The 19437-nt window shown below is 74.1% G+C and carries 17 protein-coding genes; 5 read left to right on the top strand and 12 right to left on the bottom strand.

Translation table 11 applies throughout. The annotated features are described in order from the left end of the window. Nucleotides 1-7: 7 nt before the first annotated feature. On the bottom strand, nt 8-793 hold the full coding sequence (gene modA / locus ACQP04_RS33495; RefSeq protein WP_433504451.1) for a molybdate ABC transporter substrate-binding protein: 786 nt from the start codon (nt 791-793) through the stop codon (nt 8-10). Continuing rightward, a complete protein-coding gene (locus tag ACQP04_RS33500; protein WP_433504452.1) occupies nt 790-1194 on the bottom strand; it encodes a TOBE domain-containing protein in 405 nt (134 codons plus the stop codon). Before ACQP04_RS33500 ends, modA begins: the two co-directional genes overlap by 4 nt. A 105-nt stretch (nt 1195-1299) precedes the next feature. Between ACQP04_RS33500 and ACQP04_RS33505 the strand changes: the two genes are divergently transcribed. From ACQP04_RS33505 to ACQP04_RS33520, 4 genes are all read left to right on the top strand, one after another. Continuing rightward, nucleotides 1300-2502, top strand: a complete 1203-nt coding sequence (locus tag ACQP04_RS33505; RefSeq protein ID WP_433504453.1) for an acyl-CoA dehydrogenase family protein — start codon at nt 1300-1302, stop codon at nt 2500-2502. A gap of 248 nt (nt 2503-2750) precedes the next feature. Continuing rightward, nucleotides 2751-3071 (top strand): hypothetical protein, encoded by a 321-nt coding sequence (locus tag ACQP04_RS33510; protein ID WP_433504454.1) that lies wholly within the window; start codon nt 2751-2753, stop codon nt 3069-3071. Between the two features lie 176 nt (nt 3072-3247). Next, the gene (moaA, locus tag ACQP04_RS33515) at nt 3248-4309 is read left to right on the top strand and encodes a GTP 3',8-cyclase MoaA (RefSeq protein ID WP_433504455.1); all 1062 of its coding nucleotides are present in this window, start codon (nt 3248-3250) and stop codon (nt 4307-4309) included. A gap of 14 nt (nt 4310-4323) precedes the next feature. Continuing rightward, nucleotides 4324-4593: a MoaD/ThiS family protein gene (locus ACQP04_RS33520; RefSeq protein WP_433504456.1), complete on the top strand. Its 270-nt coding sequence runs from the start codon at nt 4324-4326 to the stop codon at nt 4591-4593. An 11-nt stretch (nt 4594-4604) separates the two neighbouring features. Here ACQP04_RS33520 and ACQP04_RS33525 read toward each other — a convergent pair whose 3' ends face one another. The 7 genes from ACQP04_RS33525 to mftF form a co-directional block, all read right to left on the bottom strand. Then, complete coding sequence (locus ACQP04_RS33525; RefSeq protein WP_433504457.1) at nt 4605-4958, bottom strand: hypothetical protein; 354 nt, start codon at nt 4956-4958, stop codon at nt 4605-4607. Nucleotides 4959-5073: 115 nt separating this feature from the next. Continuing rightward, on the bottom strand, nt 5074-6102 hold the full coding sequence (locus tag ACQP04_RS33530) for a P1 family peptidase (RefSeq protein ID WP_433504458.1): 1029 nt from the start codon (nt 6100-6102) through the stop codon (nt 5074-5076). 581 nt (nt 6103-6683) lie between these two features. Continuing rightward, nucleotides 6684-7406 carry an SRPBCC family protein gene (locus ACQP04_RS33535; RefSeq protein WP_433504459.1) on the bottom strand — a complete coding sequence of 241 codons (723 nt, stop codon included), beginning with the start codon at nt 7404-7406 and terminating at the stop codon, nt 6684-6686. Nucleotides 7407-7526: 120 nt separating this feature from the next. Further along, nucleotides 7527-8378, bottom strand: a complete 852-nt coding sequence (locus ACQP04_RS33540; protein WP_433504460.1) for an FAD binding domain-containing protein — start codon at nt 8376-8378, stop codon at nt 7527-7529. Then, nucleotides 8375-10855, bottom strand: a complete 2481-nt coding sequence (locus tag ACQP04_RS33545; RefSeq protein ID WP_433504461.1) for a xanthine dehydrogenase family protein molybdopterin-binding subunit — start codon at nt 10853-10855, stop codon at nt 8375-8377. The genes ACQP04_RS33540 and ACQP04_RS33545 overlap by 4 nt, the downstream gene beginning before the upstream one ends. A 3-nt stretch (nt 10856-10858) precedes the next feature. Then, a complete protein-coding gene (locus tag ACQP04_RS33550; protein WP_358208967.1) occupies nt 10859-11371 on the bottom strand; it encodes a (2Fe-2S)-binding protein in 513 nt (170 codons plus the stop codon). Between the two features lie 276 nt (nt 11372-11647). Then, nucleotides 11648-13078, bottom strand: coding sequence for a mycofactocin biosynthesis glycosyltransferase MftF (mftF, locus tag ACQP04_RS33555; protein WP_433504462.1), 1431 nt, complete (start codon nt 13076-13078; stop codon nt 11648-11650). Between the two features lie 62 nt (nt 13079-13140). Between mftF and ACQP04_RS33560 the strand changes: the two genes are divergently transcribed. Next, complete coding sequence (locus tag ACQP04_RS33560) at nt 13141-14292, top strand: alkaline phosphatase family protein (protein WP_433504463.1); 1152 nt, start codon at nt 13141-13143, stop codon at nt 14290-14292. 110 nt (nt 14293-14402) lie between these two features. Here ACQP04_RS33560 and mftE read toward each other — a convergent pair whose 3' ends face one another. The 3 genes from mftE to ACQP04_RS33575 are packed head-to-tail and all read right to left on the bottom strand — an operon-like array spanning nt 14403 to nt 19376. Then, nucleotides 14403-15152, bottom strand: coding sequence for a mycofactocin biosynthesis peptidyl-dipeptidase MftE (gene mftE / locus ACQP04_RS33565; RefSeq protein WP_433504464.1), 750 nt, complete (start codon nt 15150-15152; stop codon nt 14403-14405). Between the two features lie 22 nt (nt 15153-15174). Next, a complete protein-coding gene (locus tag ACQP04_RS33570; RefSeq protein WP_433504465.1) occupies nt 15175-17040 on the bottom strand; it encodes a mycofactocin system FadH/OYE family oxidoreductase 2 in 1866 nt (621 codons plus the stop codon). After that, nucleotides 17040-19376, bottom strand: coding sequence for an FAD-dependent oxidoreductase (locus ACQP04_RS33575; RefSeq protein WP_433504466.1), 2337 nt, complete (start codon nt 19374-19376; stop codon nt 17040-17042). Before ACQP04_RS33575 ends, ACQP04_RS33570 begins: the two co-directional genes overlap by 1 nt. Nucleotides 19377-19437 lie beyond the last annotated feature (61 nt).

Consider the following 19437-nt stretch of genomic DNA (forward strand, 5'->3'; position numbering starts at 1 on the left):
AGGGGACTCACGCCGCGCCGAAGCCCTGGGCCTCGAGCGTCTTCCGCCCGTTCTCGCCCTCGACGAGCTGGACCCACTTCTGCGCGAGGTCGGCCTGCGGGGCGTCCTTCACCACGGCGATCGGGTAGTTGGTCTTCGCGGCGGAGGACTCCGGGAAGCTCACGCCCTGGACCTGCCCCTTCGCGGCGTTGACGTCCGTGACGTAGACGAGTCCGGCGTCGGCGTTGCCGGTGGACACCTTGCTCAGCACGGACTTGACGTCGTTCTCCTCGCTGACCGGCTTCAGGTCGACGCCGGTGCTCTGCTCCACCTTCCTGGTGGCCGCCCCGCACGGTACCTGGGGTGCGCAGACGACGGTCTTGATGTCCGGCTTCGCGAGGTCGGCGAACGCGGCGACACCCTTGGGGTTGCCCGGCGCCGTCGCGATCTGCAGGACGTTCGTGGCGAACACGGTCGGGGCGGCCGCGGTGAGGCCGGCGTCGGACACCGTCTTCATCGTGGAGTCGCTGGCCGCGGCGAAGACGTCCGCCGGGGCGCCGTTGACGATCTGCTGGGCGAGGTCGGACGAGCCGCCGTAGCTCAGCGTGACGTCGACGCCCGGGTTGTCGGTCTCGAACTGCTTCTCGAGCGCGGTGAACGACTCGGTCAGCGACGCCGCCGCGAACACCGTCAGCGTGCGCGGCTCCGGCGCCGCCGCCGAACCGCCACTGCCCGCCGCCTGCGACGGCGAGCTGCACGCCGCGGCGAGCACGACGGCCAGGCCGGCGACACCGGCGGCCACGAGACGCTTCATGAACTTCCTCCGGGGATCTCCACCACGACGTTCGTGGACTTGACGACGGCCACCGCGAGCGACCCGGGCTCGAGCCCGAGGTCCCGGACCGCCTCGCTGCTCATCAGCGAGACGACCCGGTGCGGCCCGCACTGCATCTCGACCTGCGCCATCACCTGGTCGACGAGGACCGCGGTGACCAGCCCGACCATGCGGTTGCGGGCCGAGCGCCGGCCGCCCGACGGGTCGGACGGCGCGCTGGCGTGGTCGCGGGCGAACTCGGCGAGCACGGCGCCCTCGATGACCTTGCGGTTCGACGCGTCCGAATGCGCGGGCAACGTGCCCGCGTCGACCCAGCGACGCACGGTGTCGTCGCTGACCCCGAGCAGGCGCGCGGCCTCGGCGATCCGGAATTGCGGCACGGCAGGGATCCTATGTCCGCGTCTGCGCGGGTCGCTACCGGGCAGGGGACGCACATCACGTCGGGCTCATTGTTTAATGCAGCTGCATTGTGGTGTCATTCCCGCGTGGACTTCGAACCCAGCGCCGCCGCTGCCGACTACACCAAGCGCATGCGCGCGTTCCTCGACGAGGAGGTCCTCCCCGCCGAGGCCGCGTACGACGCCTTCCGCGCCGAGCGCCGCGGGACCCCGCAGGAGTGGGACCTGCCGCCCGTCGTCGAGGAGCTGAAGGCCAAGGCCCGTGAACGCGGGCTCTGGAACCTGTTCCTCCCGTCGATCTCCGGGCTGTCGAACCTGGAGTACGCCGCCGTGGCCGAGGTGTCCGGCTGGTCGCCGGTCATCGCGCCGGAGGCGATCAACTGCCAGGCCCCGGACACCGGGAACATGGAGACGCTGCACCTGTTCGGCACGCCCGAGCAGCAGGAGCAGTGGCTGAACCCGCTGCTCGAGGGCGAGATCCGCTCGGCCTTCGCGATGACCGAGCCGCAGGTCGCCTCGTCCGACGCCACCAACGTCGAGACCCGCATCGAGAAGCAGGGCGACGAGTACGTCATCAACGGCCGCAAGTGGTGGATCTCCGGCGCCGCCGACGAGCGCTGCCAGATCTTCATCGTCATGGGCAAGACCGACCCCGACGCGGCCAAGCACCGCCAGCAGTCGATGATCCTGGTCCCGCGCGACACCCCGGGCCTGGAGATCACCCGGCACCTGCCGACCTTCGGCTACCAGGACCAGCACGGGCACTCCGAGCTGCGCCTGACCGACGTGCGGGTGCCGGCGTCGAACCTGCTCGGCGAGGAGGGCGGCGGGTTCGCCATCTCCCAGGCCCGCCTCGGCCCCGGCCGCATCCACCACTGCATGCGGCTGATCGGCATGGCCGAGCGCTCGGTCGATCTCATGGTCAAGCGGGCCAAGGACCGCGTCGCGTTCGGCCGGCCGCTGGCCGACCAGGGCGTGATCCGCGAGCAGATCGCCCTGTCCCGCATGGAGATCGAGCAGTCCCGGCTGCTGGTCCTCAAGACCGCCTGGCTGATCGACAAGTTCGGCGCCAAGGGCGCGGCCAGCGAGATCGCCGCGATCAAGGTCGTGGTGCCGCGCATGGCGTGCACGGTGATCGACCGGGCCATGCAGGTCCACGGCGGCGGCGCGATGAGCGACGACTTCCCGCTGGCCTACTTCTACACCTGGGCCCGCGCGCTGCGCTTCGCCGACGGGCCCGACGAGGTGCACATCCGCTCCGTCGCGCGCCAGGAGCTGGCGCAGCACTAGCGCCGCACAGCCGGGTGATTGCTCCCCCGAACGGCCCTTGTCCGGTTCCCCGGACGGGGCCACGGTGGAGCGCGCCCGGCCACGTCGGCGAAGCGGAGGCGATGCCTGTGCGAAGAGCACCCGCCCGCGGGAGCCGAACGGTGTCCGGGCCCGGTTCCGCCATCTCCCTCCCGCCCGTGCAGCCGCCCGCCTCCGGCGGGCGCGGGTCCGGCTCCTGACCGTGCACGCACCCACCACGGGAGTCACCCATGCTCACGATCAACGACGTCCAGACCCGGCTCGCCGAGTGCCGGGAGAAGTCCGGCGCCGCGCTGCGCGCCTCCGAGGCGGACACGGGCGCGTCCGTCGTGCTGCTCGCCGTCGTGCGGGAGTTCGACTCGAAGGCCGCGAAGGCGGGAAAGCTGGCGGCCGAGAGCGAGGCGGCGGCGCACGACGCCGTCGTCGAGCTCGAGCAGGCCGCGGACAGTGCGAAGGCGGCGGCCGAGGCCGACCCGGGCCTCGACGCGAAGGCCCGCGAGGCCGTGCTCGACGCGCACCTCGCGATCTGCATCCTCAAGACCGAGATCTGACCCCGCACCCAGTGTCCGGCGGGCGGGGTGATCCTCGCCTTCCGGACAGGCCGGGGGCGCCGTCGCGGCCCGCTCCTGCGGTCCGCGACGGCGTCCGGATCCGCATCTGCGGAGCCCTCTGACCTGGCGTTTTGTGCCCTGGTTGAAGATCATGCCGGGCGGCTACCCTCGTGCACGTGACGGCAACCGAGCTGGGTCTCCCCGCACTGCGGGGGACCGCGAAGCGGGACCCGGGCCGCCCCGACGACAGCCGCCTGATCGACGGGTTCGGCCGGGTCGCCACCGATCTGCGCATCTCCCTGACGGACCGGTGCAACCTCCGCTGCACCTACTGCATGCCCGCCGAGGGCCTCGAGTGGATGCCACGCGAGGAGCAACTGACGGACGCGGAGCTGGTCCGTCTGGTCACGATCGCGGTCCGCGACCTCGGCGTGCACGAGCTCCGTTTCACCGGCGGCGAACCGCTGCTGCGCAAGGGGCTCGAGGAGGTCATCGCCGCCTCGGCCGCCCTCGAGCCGCGGCCGGACATCTCGCTGACCACCAACGGCATCGGGCTGGCCCGCCGGGCCGAGGCGCTGGCCGCGGCCGGCGTCAACCGGCTCAACGTCTCCATGGACACGCTGCGCCCCGAGCGCTTCGCCAGCATCACCCGGCGCGACCGGCTGTCCGACGTGCTGGCGGGGCTCGCCGCCGCCCGTGCGGCCGGCCTGGACCCTGTGAAGATCAACAGCGTGCTGCTGCGCGGCGTGAACGACGACGAGGCCACCGACCTGCTGGCCTTCGCCGTCGAGCACGGCTACGAGCTGCGGTTCATCGAGCAGATGCCGCTCGACGCCCAGCACGGCTGGCAGCGCGCGGAGATGATCACCGCGGGCGAGATCATGGAGAAGCTGGCCACCCGCTTCACCCTCACGCCCGACGGCGAGGAGCGCGGCGGCGCCCCCGCCGAGCGCTACCTGGTCGACGGCGGCCCGTCCCGCGTCGGCGTGATCGCCTCGGTGACCCGGCCCTTCTGCGGCGCCTGCGACCGCACCCGGCTCACCGCCGACGGACAGGTCCGCTCCTGCCTCTTCGCCCGCACCGAGACCGACCTGCGCGTCCTGGTGCGCGGCGGCGCGAGCGACGCGGAGATCGCGGACGTCTGGCGGTACGCGATGTGGGGCAAGCTCGCCGGGCACGGCATCGACGACCCCGGCTTCCTGCAGCCCGACCGCCCGATGAGCGCGATCGGCGGGTGAGGAGAATGGGTCCGGTGACCACCACCGCACTGCGGACCGTGACGGTCCGGTACTTCGCGGCCGCGAAGGCGGCCGCCGGCCGGGACACCGAGTCCGTCGAGGTGCCGGACGGGACCACCGTCGCGGCCCTCGGCGACACGCTCGCCGAGCGGCACGGCCCCGAGTTCGCCCGGGTGCTCGCCCGCTGCTCCTACCTCGTCGACGAGGTCGCCGTCCGCGACCCGCAGCGGGTGCTGCCCGAGGCCGCCGTCGTCGACGTGCTGCCGCCCTTCGCCGGCGGCTGAGCACCCGCCCGCTATCTCGTCAGCGGCGCGCTCGCCGGCGCCTGCATCGGCGTCGCCGTCGTCCTGATGGTCACGGCCACGGGTCCGGTCAACGCCGCCCAGAGCCCGTCACCAAGCTGGTGCAGGGGTGGTGTTCGGCTCGGCACGGCCCTGGCGCTCGTCGTGTTCGCCATCATCGTGAGGACGGTCCCGATCATTATCGGGACCATGGCGGGGATGCCGAGGGCCGAGGCCACGAGGTACTCGATCCCCAGGGCCGCCCCGACGCCGAAGGCCCCGCGCGCCGCGGAGGTGAGCCGGTTCAGTCCGGGGTCCGAGGCCGCCAGGCGCTCCCACCGGTCCGCACGCCGCCCGCGTCGCGCCACCACCGCACTCCTTCCCGCCCGCGGGCACACGTCCGCTCCCGGGCAAGTAATTGTTGTTGCTAACCATAGTCGTGGGGAGCGGCCCCGTCCGGCTGTGCGGCGCGCCGACCGTCCCTCAGCGCACGGGCTCCCCGACGCCGGTCACACTGCGGTAGGAGGGCCAGGAGCCGCCCCGTGTGGTGACCGGGGGCGCGGCCAGGACCGCGTGCACCACGGCACGGGCGACGACGTCGGCGGCCGCGGCGTGCAGGGCGTACAGCGCCTCGGGCCCCGGGGCCTCGCGGGCGCCGGTGGCCAGGGCGAAGATCGCGTCGCCGTCCATCGCGGTGTGGACGGGGTCGAGGGAGCGGGCGTAGCCGTCGTGCGCGACCGTCGCGAGCCGGCCGCAGCCCGCCTTGTCCAGCGTCGCGTCGGTGGCGACCACCGCGAGCGAGGTCGCCGTGGCCGGGGTCAGCGTGCGGCGCCGGCGGAACACGGCCGCCAGCTCGTCGACCGCCTCCGGCGCGACCTCGGCGTCGGGGAACTCGCCGGGCAGCCCGTGCCGGGCCCCGAGCAGCCGCCCGGTGGGGCCGTGCACCGGCGAGCCCGTCGCGTTGACCGCCACGAGCGCGGCGACCGTGGTGCCGTCGTCGAGGACCACGCTGGCGGAGCCGATCCCGCCCTTCAGACCCCCGGCCGCGGCGCCGGTGCCCGCGCCGACCGCACCCTGCAGGACGGGGCCGGAGGTCGCCGCGTCGTAGGCCGCGGCCCCGGTCTCCGCAGTCGGCCGCGCGGTGAAGCGGCCGCCGCGGCCGAGGTCGAACAGCACCGCGGCAGGCACGATCGGGACGACGCCGCCGGGCACCGGGAAGCCCTCGCCCGCCGCCTCCAGCCGGTCCATCACCCCCTGCGCCGCGGCCAGCCCGTACGCGCTCCCGCCCGAGAGCACGACGGCGTGCACGCGTTGCACGGAGTTGCCGGGGGCGAGGAGGTCCGTCTCCCGCGTGCCCGGCGCAGCCCCGCGGACGTCCACACCGGCCGTCGCACCGCCGCGAGGGCAGCGCACCACCGTGGTGCCGCTCAGCGCGTCCTCCCCGGTCACGGCCGCGTGCCCGACCAGGATCCCGGGGATGTCGGTGATCGCGTTGTGCGCGCCGGCGTGCATGCGCCGATCCTCGCACTCGGTCGTCGTGCTCCACACGGACATCCCTTGATCACCGTTCCGGTGCACTGACGGTGCGCGGCACCACCTTCAGCGCACTAAGAGAACGATCATGGACGCGCCCCAGGGTGCCGGTGAGACCGACGTCGGCCGGGCCGCCGCAAGCGCACCACACGATGATCACCGGAGGGACGCCTCCCAGCGCTTCGTCCCTGATCGCCGCATCGGTGCACTGGAAGCCGGTCGCACTGCCGTTAGCGCACGTAGACAACGATCACCGGGCACGCCCTCACTGTGCCCCCCTTGATCGCCTTCCCGGTGCGCTGGAGGTCGGTCGCGCTGCCATGAGCGCACGGAGGCGGCGATCACCGAGCGAGCCTCCCGGGCTCGCTTCCCCGTGAGCGCCGGTTGCCTGCACTCACGGTCGACCGCACCGCCGTCAACGCACGGAGACAGTGATCACTGAGGCCGCGGGCTGCGCGAGGAGCGCCCGACTGACGAGAGCCGCTCACCGTTCACCCCCGCGAACGCCGAAGGCCGGCGACCCTTCTGGGTCGCCGGCCCTCGGGCGCGTCAGGACGCGGTCAGCTCTTCCGCAGGGCGCGGATGATCAGGAAGATCGCGAGCAGCACACCGAGACCGCCCGCGACCGGGACGAGCCGCTTCACGATCGGCGCGCCCGCGGTGTCGAGCAGGTCGATGGCGTCGACACTGCTCTTCATCGGGGCCGGCTTGCTGGCGGCCGGGGTGTCGGTCGGCTTCGGCAGCTCCCCCGCGACCCCACCGGCGGTCGGCGTGGCCGGGGCAGCCGTGGTCGCCGGGGTGACCGGCTCGGCCGCGGCAGGGGCCTGGGCCTCGTGCTTCTCGGTCAGCTTGTCGGCGAGGCACGACGAGAACTGGCCGATGATCTTGTCGGCGACGTCCGAGATCACACCGCGGCCGAACTGGGCCGGGCGGCCGGTGATGGTCATGTCGGTGACCATCGTGACCTCGGTCTTGTCCGGGCCGTCGGCCTTCATGCTGCCGGTGACCTTGGCAGCGGCGGTGCCGTTGCCGCGCGAGTCACGCCCGGTGGCGTCGATGACGACCTTGTGGTTCGCGTCGTCCCGCTCGATGTAGGTGCCCTTGCCCTTGTACGTGAGCGAGATCGGCCCCAGCTTCACCTTCACCGTGCCGGTGAAGGAGTCGCCCGTGTACTCCGTCAGCGTGGCGCCGGGGAAGCAGGGGGCGACGGTCTCCGGGTTGTTCAGGGCCGCCCAGGCGTCCGCGATGGGCGCCGCGATCGTGAACTTGTTCTCCAGCTGCATGACTTCCAGTCTCCTCGTCGGCGAGCGCGCCCGGCGGGTGCGGGCGGGCTCCTGGTAGGAGAAACGGCGGGACGCCTGCCCGGGTGCCCGGGCAGGCGTCCAGCCGTTCTCGCGAATGCCTCAGCCGGCGGCGGCCAGCACCGCCCGGCCGGTGAGCACCTTGGCCAGGTGTTCACGGTAGTCGGCCGCGGCATCGGCGTCACTCGGAGCCGCAGTGCCCTCCGTCGCGTGTTCGGCGGCGGCGCGGACCGAGTCCGCGGTCGCGGGCTGGCCGACGAGCGCCTGCTCGACTCCGGTGGCCCGGATCGGCGTGGTGCCCATGTTGGTCAGGCCGATGCGGGCCTCCGCGATGGATCCGCCCTCGACCCGCAGCGCGGCGGCGACGGCCACCATCGACCAGGCCTGCGCGGTGCGGTTGAACTTCTCGTAGTGCGTGCTCCAGCCGGTGTACTTCGGGAACCGCACCTGCGTGAGGATCTCGCCCTCGCCGATCGCGGTGGTGAAGTAGTCGACGAAGAACTCGGTCGCCGGGACCGTGCGGGTCCCGGAGGAACCGGCGATCACGAACTCGGCGTCGAGCGCCAGGGCGACCGCGCCCAGGTCGCCGGCCGGGTCGGCGTGCGCCAGCGCCCCGCCGAGGGTGCCGCGGTGGCGGACCTGCGGGTCCGCCACGGTCGCGGTGGCCTGCGACAGCAGCGTGACGTGCTGCTTGACCAGGTCGTCGCGCATCACGTCGTGGTGCGGGGCCATGGCGCCGATGGCGATCCGGTCCCCGTCCTCGCTGATCTGGCGCAGCTCGGCGATGCCGCCGAGGTCGATCACGACCGACGGCGCGGCGAGCCGGAGCCGGAGGACCGGCAGCAGGCTCTGCCCGCCGGCCAGGATCTTGGCGTCGTCCCCGCCCTGCTGGAGCGCGCTGACGGCCTCCTCGACCGTCGACGGCCGGACGTAGTCGAACTTGGCGGGGATCACTGGACCTCTCCCTGCGGGTTGTTGGGGTCGATGGAGCCGAGGCCGGCACCCGGCGAGTGGGTGTCGATGGGCGTCTCCTGGGTGGAGCGGCCCTTCGCCTCCTGGATCGCGCGCCACACGCGCTGCGACGTCGTCGGCATCTGGATGTCCTCGACGCCGAGGTGCCGGACCGCGTCGAGCACGCCGTTGACGATCGCCGGGGTGGAGGCGATGGTGCCCGCCTCGCCCACGCCCTTCACGCCGAGCGGGTTCGACGTGGCCGGGGTGCTGACGATCTCGGTGGTGAAGCTCGGCAGGTCGGCCGACGACGGCAGGGTGTAGTCGACGAAGGTGCCGTTCACCAGGGTGCCCTGGTCGTCGTAGTTGGCCTCCTCGAACAGCGCCTGCGCGATGCCCTGGGCGAGGCCGCCGTGGACCTGGCCCTCGGCGATCAGCGGGTTGACGACGTTGCCGATGTCGTCGACGCAGACGTAGTGGCGCAACGTGACCCGGCCCGTCTCGGTGTCGACCTCCATGGCCGCGAGGTGGGTGCCGTGCGGGAAGGAGAAGTTCTCCGGGTCGTAGACGGCGTCGGAGTCGAGCGAGGGCTCCATGCCCTCCGGGTAGTCGTGCGCCATGAACGCGGCGAACGCGATCTCCTGGATCGCCTTGCCCTTGTCCGTGCCGCGGACGGTGAACTGCCCGGCGCTGAACTCGATGTCGCCCTCGTCGGCCTCGAGGAGGTGCGCGGCGATCTTCTTGGCCTTCTCGATGACCTTGTCCGCGGCCATCGTGATCGCGATGCCGCCGACGACCAGCGAGCGCGAGCCGTAGGTGTCGAGGCCCTTGGGCGACGACGCGGTGTCGCCGTGGAGGATCTCGACGTCCTCGAACGGCACGCCCAGCTTGTCCGCGACGATCTGGGAGAACGCGGTCTCGTGGCCCTGGCCGTGCGCGGAGGCGCCGGTGATGACCTCGACCTTGCCGGTGGCCAGCATCCGGATGCTGGCGGCCTCCCAGCCGCCGGCGCCGTAGGCCAGCGAGCCCAGCACGCGCGACGGCGCGAGGCCGCACATCTCGGTGAAGGTCGAGATGCCGATGCCCAGCTGGACCTGGTCGCCGCGCTCGCGGCGCTCGGCCTGCTCCCGGCGCAGGGCGTCGTAGTCGAAGAGCTCCTTGGCCCGGGCGGTGGCCTGCTCGTAGTTGCCCGAGTCGTAGGTCAGCCCGCACACCGTGGTGAACGGGAACTCCTCGTGCTTGATCCAGTTCTGCTCGCGCAGCTCCAGCGGCTCCCGGCCGAGCTCGACGGCGAGCTCGTCGATGATCCGCTCGATGCCGAACGTGGCCTCCGGACGGCCGGCGCCGCGGTAGGCGTCCGTCAGCGTCTTCGTGGTGAAGACGTTGGTGGTCTGGAAGCGGTAGGCCGGGATCTTGTAGATCGCGTTGAACATGAACGCGCCCAGCACCGGGACACCCGGGCCGACCAGGCCCAGGTAGGCGCCCATGTCCGCGAGGAGCCGGACGTCCAGGCCGGTGATCGTGCCGTCCTTCCTGGCGGTGATCACGAGGTCCTGGATCTGGTCCCGCCCGTGGTGCGCGGTGAGCATGCACTCCGAGCGGGTCTCGGTCCACTTGACCGGCTTGCCCAGCTTCCGGGCGAGCAGGACCGTCATCATCTCCTCGGGCAGCACGCCGATCTTGCCGCCGAAGCCGCCGCCCACGTCGGGGGCGATGACCCGCAGCTTCGACTCGGGGATGCCGAGGGTGACCGTGGTCATGGTGCGGAGGATGTGCGGGACCTGCGTCGCCGACCAGATGACGATCTGCTCGCCGGTCGGGTCGACCACGCAGGAGCGCGGCTCCATGAACGCCGGGACCAGGCGCTGCTGGCGGAACCGGCGCCGGACGACGACCTGGTCCGGGTCGGCCTCGGCCGCGGCGATCGCGTCGGCGACGCTGCCGCCGGTGCCGGCCTCGCCCGAGTCGAAGACCCAGGTGGCGGACTCGTTGGTGCCCAGGTCGGGGTGCACGAGGGTGGCGCCCTCGGCGAGCGCGGCCTCCATGTCGAGGACCGGGTCGAGCGGGTCGTAGTCGACCTCGACGAGCTCGGCGGCGTCCTTCGCCTCGGCGGCGGTGCGCGCGACGACGACGGCCACGCCCTCACCGGCGAAGTGGACGGTGTCCTTGGCCAGGACGGGGCGCTGCGGCGCCTTCTGGTCCGGGGTGATCGGCCAGGCGCACGGCATGCCCACCTCCTCGGCGCCCAGGTCGGCGAGGGTGTAGACGCCGTGCACGCCCGGGGCGCGCTTGGCCTCGGCCGTGTCGATGTTCGTGATCCGCGCGTGCGCCAGCGGGGAGCGGACGACGGCGACGTGCAGGGTCCCGGGCGGGGTGATCGCGTCGGTGTAGCGGGTCCGGCCGGTGATGAGGCGCGCGTCCTCCTTGCGGACGCGGGCCTTGCCGAACTCGAGTGCGGTGGTGTCGGCGGTCGCGGTCATCTCTCAGTCTCCTGCGACGGGTGCGGGCGTCTCGGTCGGGGCGGACGCGCCGGGCTTCATCATCTGGGCCGCGCGCTGCACGGACCGGACGATGTTCTGGTAGCCGGTGCAGCGGCAGAGGTTGCCCTCGATGCCCTCGCGCACCTCGTCCTCGTCGGGGTCGGGGTTGTCCCCGAGCAGGTCGACGGCCGCCATGATCATGCCCGGCGTGCAGTAGCCGCACTGCAGGCCGTGGCACTCGTTGAAGGCGGACTGCACCGGGTGCAGCTGGCCGTCGCGGGCCAGGCCCTCGATGGTCAGCACCTCGCCGCCGTCGGCCTGGACCGCCAGGACCGAACAGCTCTTCACGCTCTGCCCGTTCAGATGGACGGTGCAGGCACCGCAGTTGCTCGTGTCGCAGCCGATCAGCGTGCCCGTCTTCCCGAGCCGTTCCCTGAGGTACTGGACCAGCAACATGCGGGGCTCCACCTCGTCGGCGTAGTTCACGCCGTCGACGGTGACCCGGACCTCTGCCATGAGTCTCTCTCCCAACCGCGGTGGTGGTCGCGTCCTCCGGGAGAGCCACCGGTGGCCGGTGCGCTCTCGGACCGTCCACAGATCTGTGGCGGCGAGCACATCACACTCCCGATCTTCATGCGGTGCAAGACGCCTGAGGTCCCCTCTCGGCGGCGGAGAGAGGCCCACCGCACACGGTTCCGCACTCGCGGAGCGTCGCGCATCGCCGCTCCGCAGTCGCGGTTGTTTCACACAAGACCAATCACCCGTCCGGACCAGTCCTGTCGGGGGGTGGGGTCACTTCCGACCGGGCGAGACGGGCCGCAGCGCGGCCGTGTCGCGGGCCTTCCACGCCCCCCACCAGAGGCCCGCGCCGTACGCCAGGTCGTCCAGCCGGTGTGCGACCAGGTGGGTCACGGGGTCCGGTCGGACGGCCGGGTCGTGCCGGCGGTGGGTCCACCAGTCGCCCAGCCCCTCCGCGACTGCGGCGAGCAGCACCGCGCGCCGGATGCGCCGGGAGACGGGCAGCAAGGCCGCGGCGACCGGCCAGTGGTGGCGCAGCAGCGCGTTCGCGACCTGGAGCCCGGCGCCGGAGAGCCCGAGACCGGCCAGCCGCGCGGCGGAGGCCCGCGGCTGTTCGAGCCGGGAGAGCTTGCGGGACAACCGTTCCGCGGCCACCCCGGTGACGGCCGCGGCGACCGGGACCGACCAGCGGCGCTGGGCCAGCAGCGCCGCGCACGCCGCCGCGGTCCACGGGCTGAGCACCATCGGCGGGACCGCGCCGCGGTGCCGGCGGGCGAGCGGCGCGGCCCCGGTGCCGTAGTAGGCCTTGCGCAGCCACCACGCGCGCGGCGACGTCCGGTGGTCGTGCGCGACCCGGGCGGCCGGCTCGTAACGCAGCCGGCGGCCGTCGCTGTGCAGCCGCAGCACGAGGTCGACGTCCTCGGCCACGTGCATGTCCTCGTCGAAGCCGGCGCCGACGGCGTCGCGGCGGACGAGCATCGCGGCGCTCGGCACGTAGGCGACGCGGCTGCGCGGCACGATCAGCGCCGGGTCGAGGCCGAGGTCGAGGCTGGAGCGCACGGCCTCGTAGCGCGCGATCGGGCCGCGGACGGGGTGCAGTGCGACGATCCGCGGGGCCACCAGCGCCACCGCGGGATCGGCGAGGTGCGCCAGCAGCGGGTCGAGCCAGCCCTCCTGCGGCACCACGTCGGAGTCCAGGAACATCACCAGGGGCGTCGTGGCCGCGGCCAGCCCGGCGTTGCGCGCCGCGGCCGGGCCGCGCGGGGTCTCGTGCCGGATCACGCGGCCGTGCGCGGCCTCGACCGTCGCGGCGAGGGCCTCGGGGTCCGACCCGCCGTCGTCGACCACGACCAGGCCGCCGAGGTCGGCGGGCAGGGTGGCCAGCAGCCGGTCGAGCGGGCGGTCCTTCACCGGGACGACGACGGTGACCTCGTCCCGCCCGGGGCCGCCGGGGATCGGGTGGGCCGGGTGGGCGAAGCCGGAGTCGAGCAGCGTGCGGGCCAGGGCGCGCGAGGTCGGGTCGGCGACGGTCACCGTGTCGCCGTCGCCGAGGACGGCCTGCGCCCGCGGGGTCAGGTGGACGAGCTTCGGCGGCGCGCCGCCGAGCAGCGCCGATCCGCCGTCCCGGCCGGCCAGCCGGCGGACCCGGCGGTCCAGCACCACGCGCATCCCGTCCGGCAGCGGTCCCGGCCCCGTCGCACCCACCCCGGAATCCAAACACGCGGGAGCTGTCCCGACGCCGCCCCGTGACGTGGGACCCTCACGCCGTGTCCTCCGGTGATCCGCTGCTCCCCCGGTACGGCGAGCGCTCGCTGGCCGAGGTGTTCCCCGCCGTCCTCGCCGCGCTGGGCGTGCCGGGCCCCGCACCTGCGATCACGCTGCCGCCGGTGCGCGCGGCCGCGGTCCTGCTGGTCGACGGGCTGGGCGCCGAACTGCTCCGGGCCCACGCCGACGACGCCCCGTTCCTCGCCTCGCTCGGGGGCGAGCCGCTGACCGTCGGGTTCCCGTCGAGCACCTCGATCAGCATCACCTCCCTCGGCACGGGCCTGCCGCCGGGCGGGCACGGCGTGGTCGGGATCAGCTTCCGGGCCTGCGGGGACGCGCTGCTCGACTCCCTCAAGTGGACGACCTACGGCGAGCCCGAGCCCGCGGACCTGCGCGAGATCCTGCCGCCGGAGCAGGTGCAGCCCGCACCCACCGCGTTGGAGAGGGCCGCGGCCGACGGCGTGCGGGTCACCTCGGTCGGCCCGCGGGCCTTCCGCGGCTCGGGTCTCACCCGTGCGGCGCTGCGTGGCGGCCAGTACCGCGGCGTGCTGGCGCTCGGCGACCTCGCCGCCGAGGCCGTCGACGCGCTCGCCGGGCCGGGACGGCGGCTCTGCTACGGCTACCACGCCGACCTCGACACCCTCGGCCACGTGCACGGCCCCGGCTCCACCGCCTGGCGCTACCAGCTGCGGCAGATCGACCGGCTCGCCGCGACGATCGCCGACCAGCTGCCGCCGGACGCGCTGCTCGCGGTCACGGGCGACCACGGCATGGTGCAGGTGACCCGCCGCTACGACGCCGACCAGCTCACCGCGCTGCGGCTCGGCGTCCGGCTGCTCGGCGGCGACCCGCGGGCCCGGCACGTCTACGTCCAGGAGGGAGCGCTCGACGAGGTCCAGGCCGCCTGGCGGGAGACCCTCGGTGACGACGCCTGGATCGTCACCCGGGACGAGGCGGTGGCCGCGGACTGGTTCGGCCCGCTCGGGCCGCACGTCGCCGAGCGGATCGGGGACCTCGTCGTGGCGCTGCGGGGGTCGGCGGGGGTGGTGCGGACGGTCGCCGAGCCCGTCCTCGCCGGCCTGCCCGGCCAGCACGGCTCGTTGACCGCGGAGGAGCAGCTGGTGCCGCTGCTGGTGGCGACTACCGCGCGGTGAGGACGATGAGATCGTCCGGGAGAGCTTCGTCGAGCCGAGCGGTGAGACGCAGGCAGGCCCGCTGGTGACCGAACACGAGAAACGCGCGGTCGTTCACCAGCGCGAACGGGTCAGGACCCGAACGCAAGCCGCCCGGTCACCTCGTCCGGCTCCCACCGCGCGACGGCGGCGGCGAGCGCGTCGGTCATCGCGGCGAGCAGGGCCTCGCCCTCCTCGGCGGAGGCACCGCGCGGGTCGCCGAGGATGCCGTTGGGGCTCACCCCGGCCACGCCCTTCTCCCGCATCTCCGGCAGCAGCTCACGCAGCGGGGCGGTCGCGCCGGGTTCGCGCCCGGCGCCGACCCGGGCTCCGAGGGCGAGCATCAGGGAGGTCTCGGTGCGGCCGGCGTGCGCGTCGCCGCGGATGCCCGGCGCCACGCAGGGCACCCACGCGGCATCGCGGCCCTCGTACCGCAGCAGCCGGACGGCCTCGACCAGGGTGCCGACGTTGCCGCCGTGGCCGTTGACGAACACGAGCCGGGCCGCCCACCGGCAGGCCGAGCGGCCGAGCTCCACCAGCACGGCCCGCAACGCCTCGTGCCCGATCGACACGGTCCCGGGGAATCCCTCGTGCTCCCCGGCCGCCCCGTAGGCCACGGCGGGCGCCAGCACCAGATCGGGGTCGCGCTGCTCCATCCGGGTGGCGACGTGCTCGGCCACGCGCACATCCGTCGTCAAGGGCAGATGGGGCCCGTGCTGCTCGACCGACCCCACCGGGACGACCAGCGTCCGGGGTGGACCGTCGGTGAGGACCCTCCACGTGAGCTCGTCGGCCCTCACCGCTGACCTGCGACGACGGAGTTGTCCACAGTGTCGGTCCACAGGTGGATACCACTCTCAGGTTTCACAGTTTCACCGCCAGTCGCTCGCCGTCGCGGACCGCGGCGTCCATCCGCCGCGGGGCCAGGCAGTCACCGATCCGGTGGACCCCGGACCGGTGACGCAGCGTGGACCACAGGGCATCGTCGGGCTCGGCGGGGACCGCCTGGACCACGGCGTCGACCTCCCTCGTCTCGGTCCTCCCGGTGGGATGGTGCACGAGGATCGCCCGTCCCGGTTCGACGGCCGTCACGAGCCGGTCCGTGGTGAGCCGGATGCCGGCCGCGTGCGCCCGGCGGCGGAAACCCTCGCGGTCGAGCGTCAGCCCGAGGTCCTGGCCGACCACCATCCCCGGGGTCACGATCTCCACGGCGCAGCCGCGGGCGGCCAGCAGCTCGGCCACCGAGGTGGCGTGGTGGAACCCCAGCTCGTCGACGACGAGCACGGAGCCGGTGGGTGCGGCGCTGCCGTCGAGCACGTCCCGGACGTCGAGCGTGCCGGACCGGCGGGCGGGCCGCGCTCCCGTGGCGAGGACGACGACGTCGGCGCTCCCGAGATCCCCCGGCTCCCCGTGCACGATCTCCACCCCGGCACGCCCGCACTCGGCCACGAGATCCCGGACGACGTGGGCGAGCTCGCCGCGCCCGGGCGCGAGGGCGGCGAGGGCGAGCTGGCCGCCGAGCCGGTCGCGCTCGTAGAGGGTCACCCGATGCCCGCGGGCGGCGGCGGTCGCGGCGGCGCGCAGCCCGGCCGGCCCACCCCCGACCACGGTCACCCGGCGCGGCACGCCCGGGGTCGGCAGCGGGACGGACTCGCGCCCGGCGCGCGGGTTGACCGCGCAGCCCAGCGGCCGGTTCACCCCGACCCGGCCGACGCACTCCTGGTTGCAGCCCACGCACACCCGCGTCGGGCCGTCCGGGGCGGCGAAGTCCGGGGAGGCGATCTGTCCGCGGGCGACGCCGACGAGGTCGCAGTGCCCCTCGACCAACGCCTGCTCGGCCACGCCGGGCTCGGTGAACCGCCCCACCGCGACGACCGGGATCCGCACGGCCGCGCGGATGGCCGAGGGGATGAAGGTCGCGTAGTCGGCCGGCGTGTGCATGGAGGCCTCGATGAGGTGCAACGACGCCGTCGCCACGCCGATCGAGGTGTTGAGGTGGTCGACCTCGCCGGTCGCCTCGAGCAGGCGGGCCAGGGCGACGCCCTCGTCGAGCCCGATGCCGCCCTCGATGCCCTCCTCGCCGCCGAGCCGGACGCCGAGGACCCGGTCGCCCAGCTCCCGCCGGACCGCCGCGACGATCCGCAGGAGCAGCCGGGCGCGATTCTCCAGCGGGCCGCCGTAGGCGTCGGTGCGGTGGTTCGTGGCGGGCGAGAGGAAGCAGCGGACCAGGGACGCGTGCGAACACTGCAGCTCGACGCCGTCGAACCCGCCCTCGACGCAGTGCCGGGCGGTGCGGGCGTAGCCGGCCACGACCTCGTCGAGGTCCGCCTCCGTCATCGCGACGGGGACCTCGCGGAACATCGGGTCGGGGACGGCGGAGGGGCCGCGGACGGGCTCACGGGAGTACATCCCGGAGGACTGCGGCCCGTTGTGGTTGAGCTGGGCGAGCACGGCCGCGCCGTGGGCGTGCACGGCGTCGATGAGTGCGCGGTAGCCGGGCAGCACGGCGGGATCGTGGCCGCGGATCAGCTTCTCGTAGGGGCGGTCGTGCGGGTGGACCGAGTGCTCCTCGGTGATCACCAGCCCGGCGCCGCCCGCGGCCCGCGCGGCGTAGTACGCGGTGTGCTGCGGGGTGGGCAGGCCGTCCGTCGCGTAGCCGGTGAGGTGGGCGGTGAAGACGATCCGGTTCCGCAGGGTCAGCCGGCCGAGGCGCAGCGGTTCGTGCAGCATCACGACACCCGTGAGTGCGTAGTGCCCGTAGAAGGGCTGTCGGCCCTCACGACCCCGGCTGAGCTGCGCAGATACTGCACCGCGCGCCGGCCCTCCCGCACCGCCTCGTGCACGGTCCGGGGCGCGACGCAGTCCCCCGCCACCATCAGCCGCGCTGCAGCCCCCCGCGAGTCGGGAGATCCTGCACCGCGAGTCGGGAGATCCTGCACCGCGAGTCGGGAGGTCGTGCACCGCGAGTCGGGAGCATCGACGTGACCGGCGCGCAGGAGGTCGGGATGTCCGCGCCACAGGTCGTCGGCGGGCAGGCGGTGGGCGCAGTCGATCACCACCGTGCAGGGGACCTCCCGGGCCGTCCCGTGGTCGACGTCGGTGAGCAGCGCGGTCCCGCCACCGACCGACCGCAGCCGCGCGAACAGCTCCCGCGCGACGCCCGCGCGCTCGAGGCGGCCGTTGGCGTCGGCGAGGTCGCCGGTGCGGGACAGCTGTGTGCCGGCGACGGCATCCGCGGTGACGAGCGCGCACGGCAGCCCCGCCGCGGCCACCTGCTCGGCGATCCCCACACCCGTCCAGTCGCCGATCGGGTCGTGCACGACGACGCGTGCGCCGGCGGGCAGCACGGCCGCCGTCGCGTCGGGAGCGGGCGGGTCGGACGGGCGGCGGGGCCCGGCCGCGGCGAGGACCCCGGCCTCGAACTCGCCCGCCGGCAGCACGACGACGTCAGGTGCGGCGACGAAGGCGTGGGGCGAGGGCACGGACCCGGTCGCGAGCACGACGTCGCCGGTCAGATCTGCCGGACGTGCCTCGACGCCGAGCTCCACCTCCACGCCCAGCCGGTCGAGCTCGCGCTCCCACCACTCGACGAGCAACCCGAAGCGGGCGCGGCCGTGCACGACCGCCGCGTACCGCAGCGCACCGCCGAGCTGCGGGGCCCGCTCCATCAGCCGGACCCGGTAGCCGTACAGCGCCGCCGTCCGGGCGGCCTCCAACCCCGCCGGACCCCCGCCGACGACGAGCAGGTCGCCCACCCCGTCGACCGGCGCGAGTGCCGGCGGTGGGTCGAGGGTCTCGTGGCCCGACCGCGGCTCGGCCTCGTCGGTGATCAGCGGGTTGCGCGGGTCGCGGGCGCGGTGCTGGTTGGCGAGGGTGCAGGGGCGGATGCGTTCCGGCGTCCCGGCCCGGACGTGCGCGACGAGCCGGGGGTCGGCGATCTGCGCCCTGGTCATCTCGACGAGCGCAATCCCGTCGTCGAGCGCCTCCTCCGCCATCTCCGGGTCCACCACGCTTCCCTGCAGCACGATCGGCACGCCGAGCCCGAGGAAGCTGCGCGCGAGGGGGCGGTTGAAGCCGGGCGGGGTGTGCAGGTCGGGCCGGGTCGCGGGGACGGTCAGCCCCGATCCGCGTACCGGGACGAGGTAGTCGACGAGCTGCGCGAGGCTCTCCGGCTCTCCCGGGTCTGCCGACTCGCTGTCCCGAAACTCCCGACTCGCGGTGCCGGAACTCCCGACTCGCGGTGCCACATCTCCCGACTCGCGGTGCAGGAACTCCCGACTCGCGGTGCCGGAAGTCCCGACTCGCGGTGCCACATCTCCCGACTCGCGGGGGGCCACGGCGCGCCTCGCGGGATCGGAAACGTCGACGATCGCGGTGGAGAGCAGGGTGTGGGCGGAGGTGGGGGTGATGCCCGCCCAGGGGGCGAGCTCGTCGCAGCAGAGCCGCAGGCCCAGGACGTGACGCGGGCCGAGTGCGGCACGCACCGCCCCGACGACCTCGCGGAGGAGCAGGGAGCGGTCCTCCCCGTAGGCGTCGGGGCGGTGGTTGGTCAGTCCGGACAGGAACTGCCGGAGCAGCGAGTGCTGGCCCGCCTGGATCTCGACCCCGTCGAGCCCCGCGGCCACCGCCTCGGCCGCGGCGGCCGCGAAGCCGGCGACGAGCGCGTCGATCTCCGGCTGTTCCATGACCTGCGGGACCTCGCGGGACACGACGTCCGGCACCCGGGAGGCGCCCCAGAGCGCCCGCCCGGTGTAGGCGCTGGTGCCCTGCGAGCCGGCGTGCCCGAGCCCGGCGAGGACCAGCGCGTCGTGGCAGGCGGAGCGGATCGCCCGCCACCCCTCGTCGCACGCCGAGGCCAGCGGCGCCCGCTCGTACGGCCAATCCGACTCGTGCACCGACGCCGTCTCGGTGACGATCACCCCGCACCCGCCCGCGGCCCGCTCGGTGTAGTAGGCGACATGCCGCTCGGAGAGCACGCGCCCGCGGCCGAGGTTGGTGACGTGCGGCCCGAACAGGATCCGCGACGGCGCCGATCGACCGCCGAGTTGCAAAGGCGAGGTGAGCATCGGAAGGTGGGTCGCGCGGCGCCGGACCCGTCGTCCCCGGGTCCGGCGCCGGCGGTCTGTG

This window comes from Pseudonocardia halophobica, assembly GCF_050948485.1.
Lineage (GTDB): Bacteria > Actinomycetota > Actinomycetes > Mycobacteriales > Pseudonocardiaceae > Pseudonocardia > Pseudonocardia halophobica.

What these genes read in the sequence shown, in the direction of transcription:
- modA (WP_433504451.1), bottom strand. Translation starts at nt 793, where the DNA reads ATGAAGCGTCTCGTGGCCGCCGGTGTCGCCGGCCTGGCCGTCGTGCTC.
- ACQP04_RS33510 (WP_433504454.1), top strand. Translation starts at nt 2,751, where the DNA reads ATGCTCACGATCAACGACGTCCAGACCCGGCTCGCCGAGTGCCGGGAG.
- ACQP04_RS33530 (WP_433504458.1), bottom strand. Translation starts at nt 6,102, where the DNA reads ATGCACGCCGGCGCGCACAACGCGATCACCGACATCCCCGGGATCCTG.
- ACQP04_RS33535 (WP_433504459.1), bottom strand. Translation starts at nt 7,406, where the DNA reads ATGCAGCTGGAGAACAAGTTCACGATCGCGGCGCCCATCGCGGACGCC.
- ACQP04_RS33545 (WP_433504461.1), bottom strand. Translation starts at nt 10,855, where the DNA reads ATGACCGCGACCGCCGACACCACCGCACTCGAGTTCGGCAAGGCCCGC.
- ACQP04_RS33550 (WP_358208967.1), bottom strand. Translation starts at nt 11,371, where the DNA reads ATGGCAGAGGTCCGGGTCACCGTCGACGGCGTGAACTACGCCGACGAG.
- ACQP04_RS33570 (WP_433504465.1), bottom strand. Translation starts at nt 17,040, where the DNA reads ATGCTGCACGAACCGCTGCGCCTCGGCCGGCTGACCCTGCGGAACCGG.
- ACQP04_RS33575 (WP_433504466.1), bottom strand. Translation starts at nt 19,376, where the DNA reads ATGCTCACCTCGCCTTTGCAACTCGGCGGTCGATCGGCGCCGTCGCGG.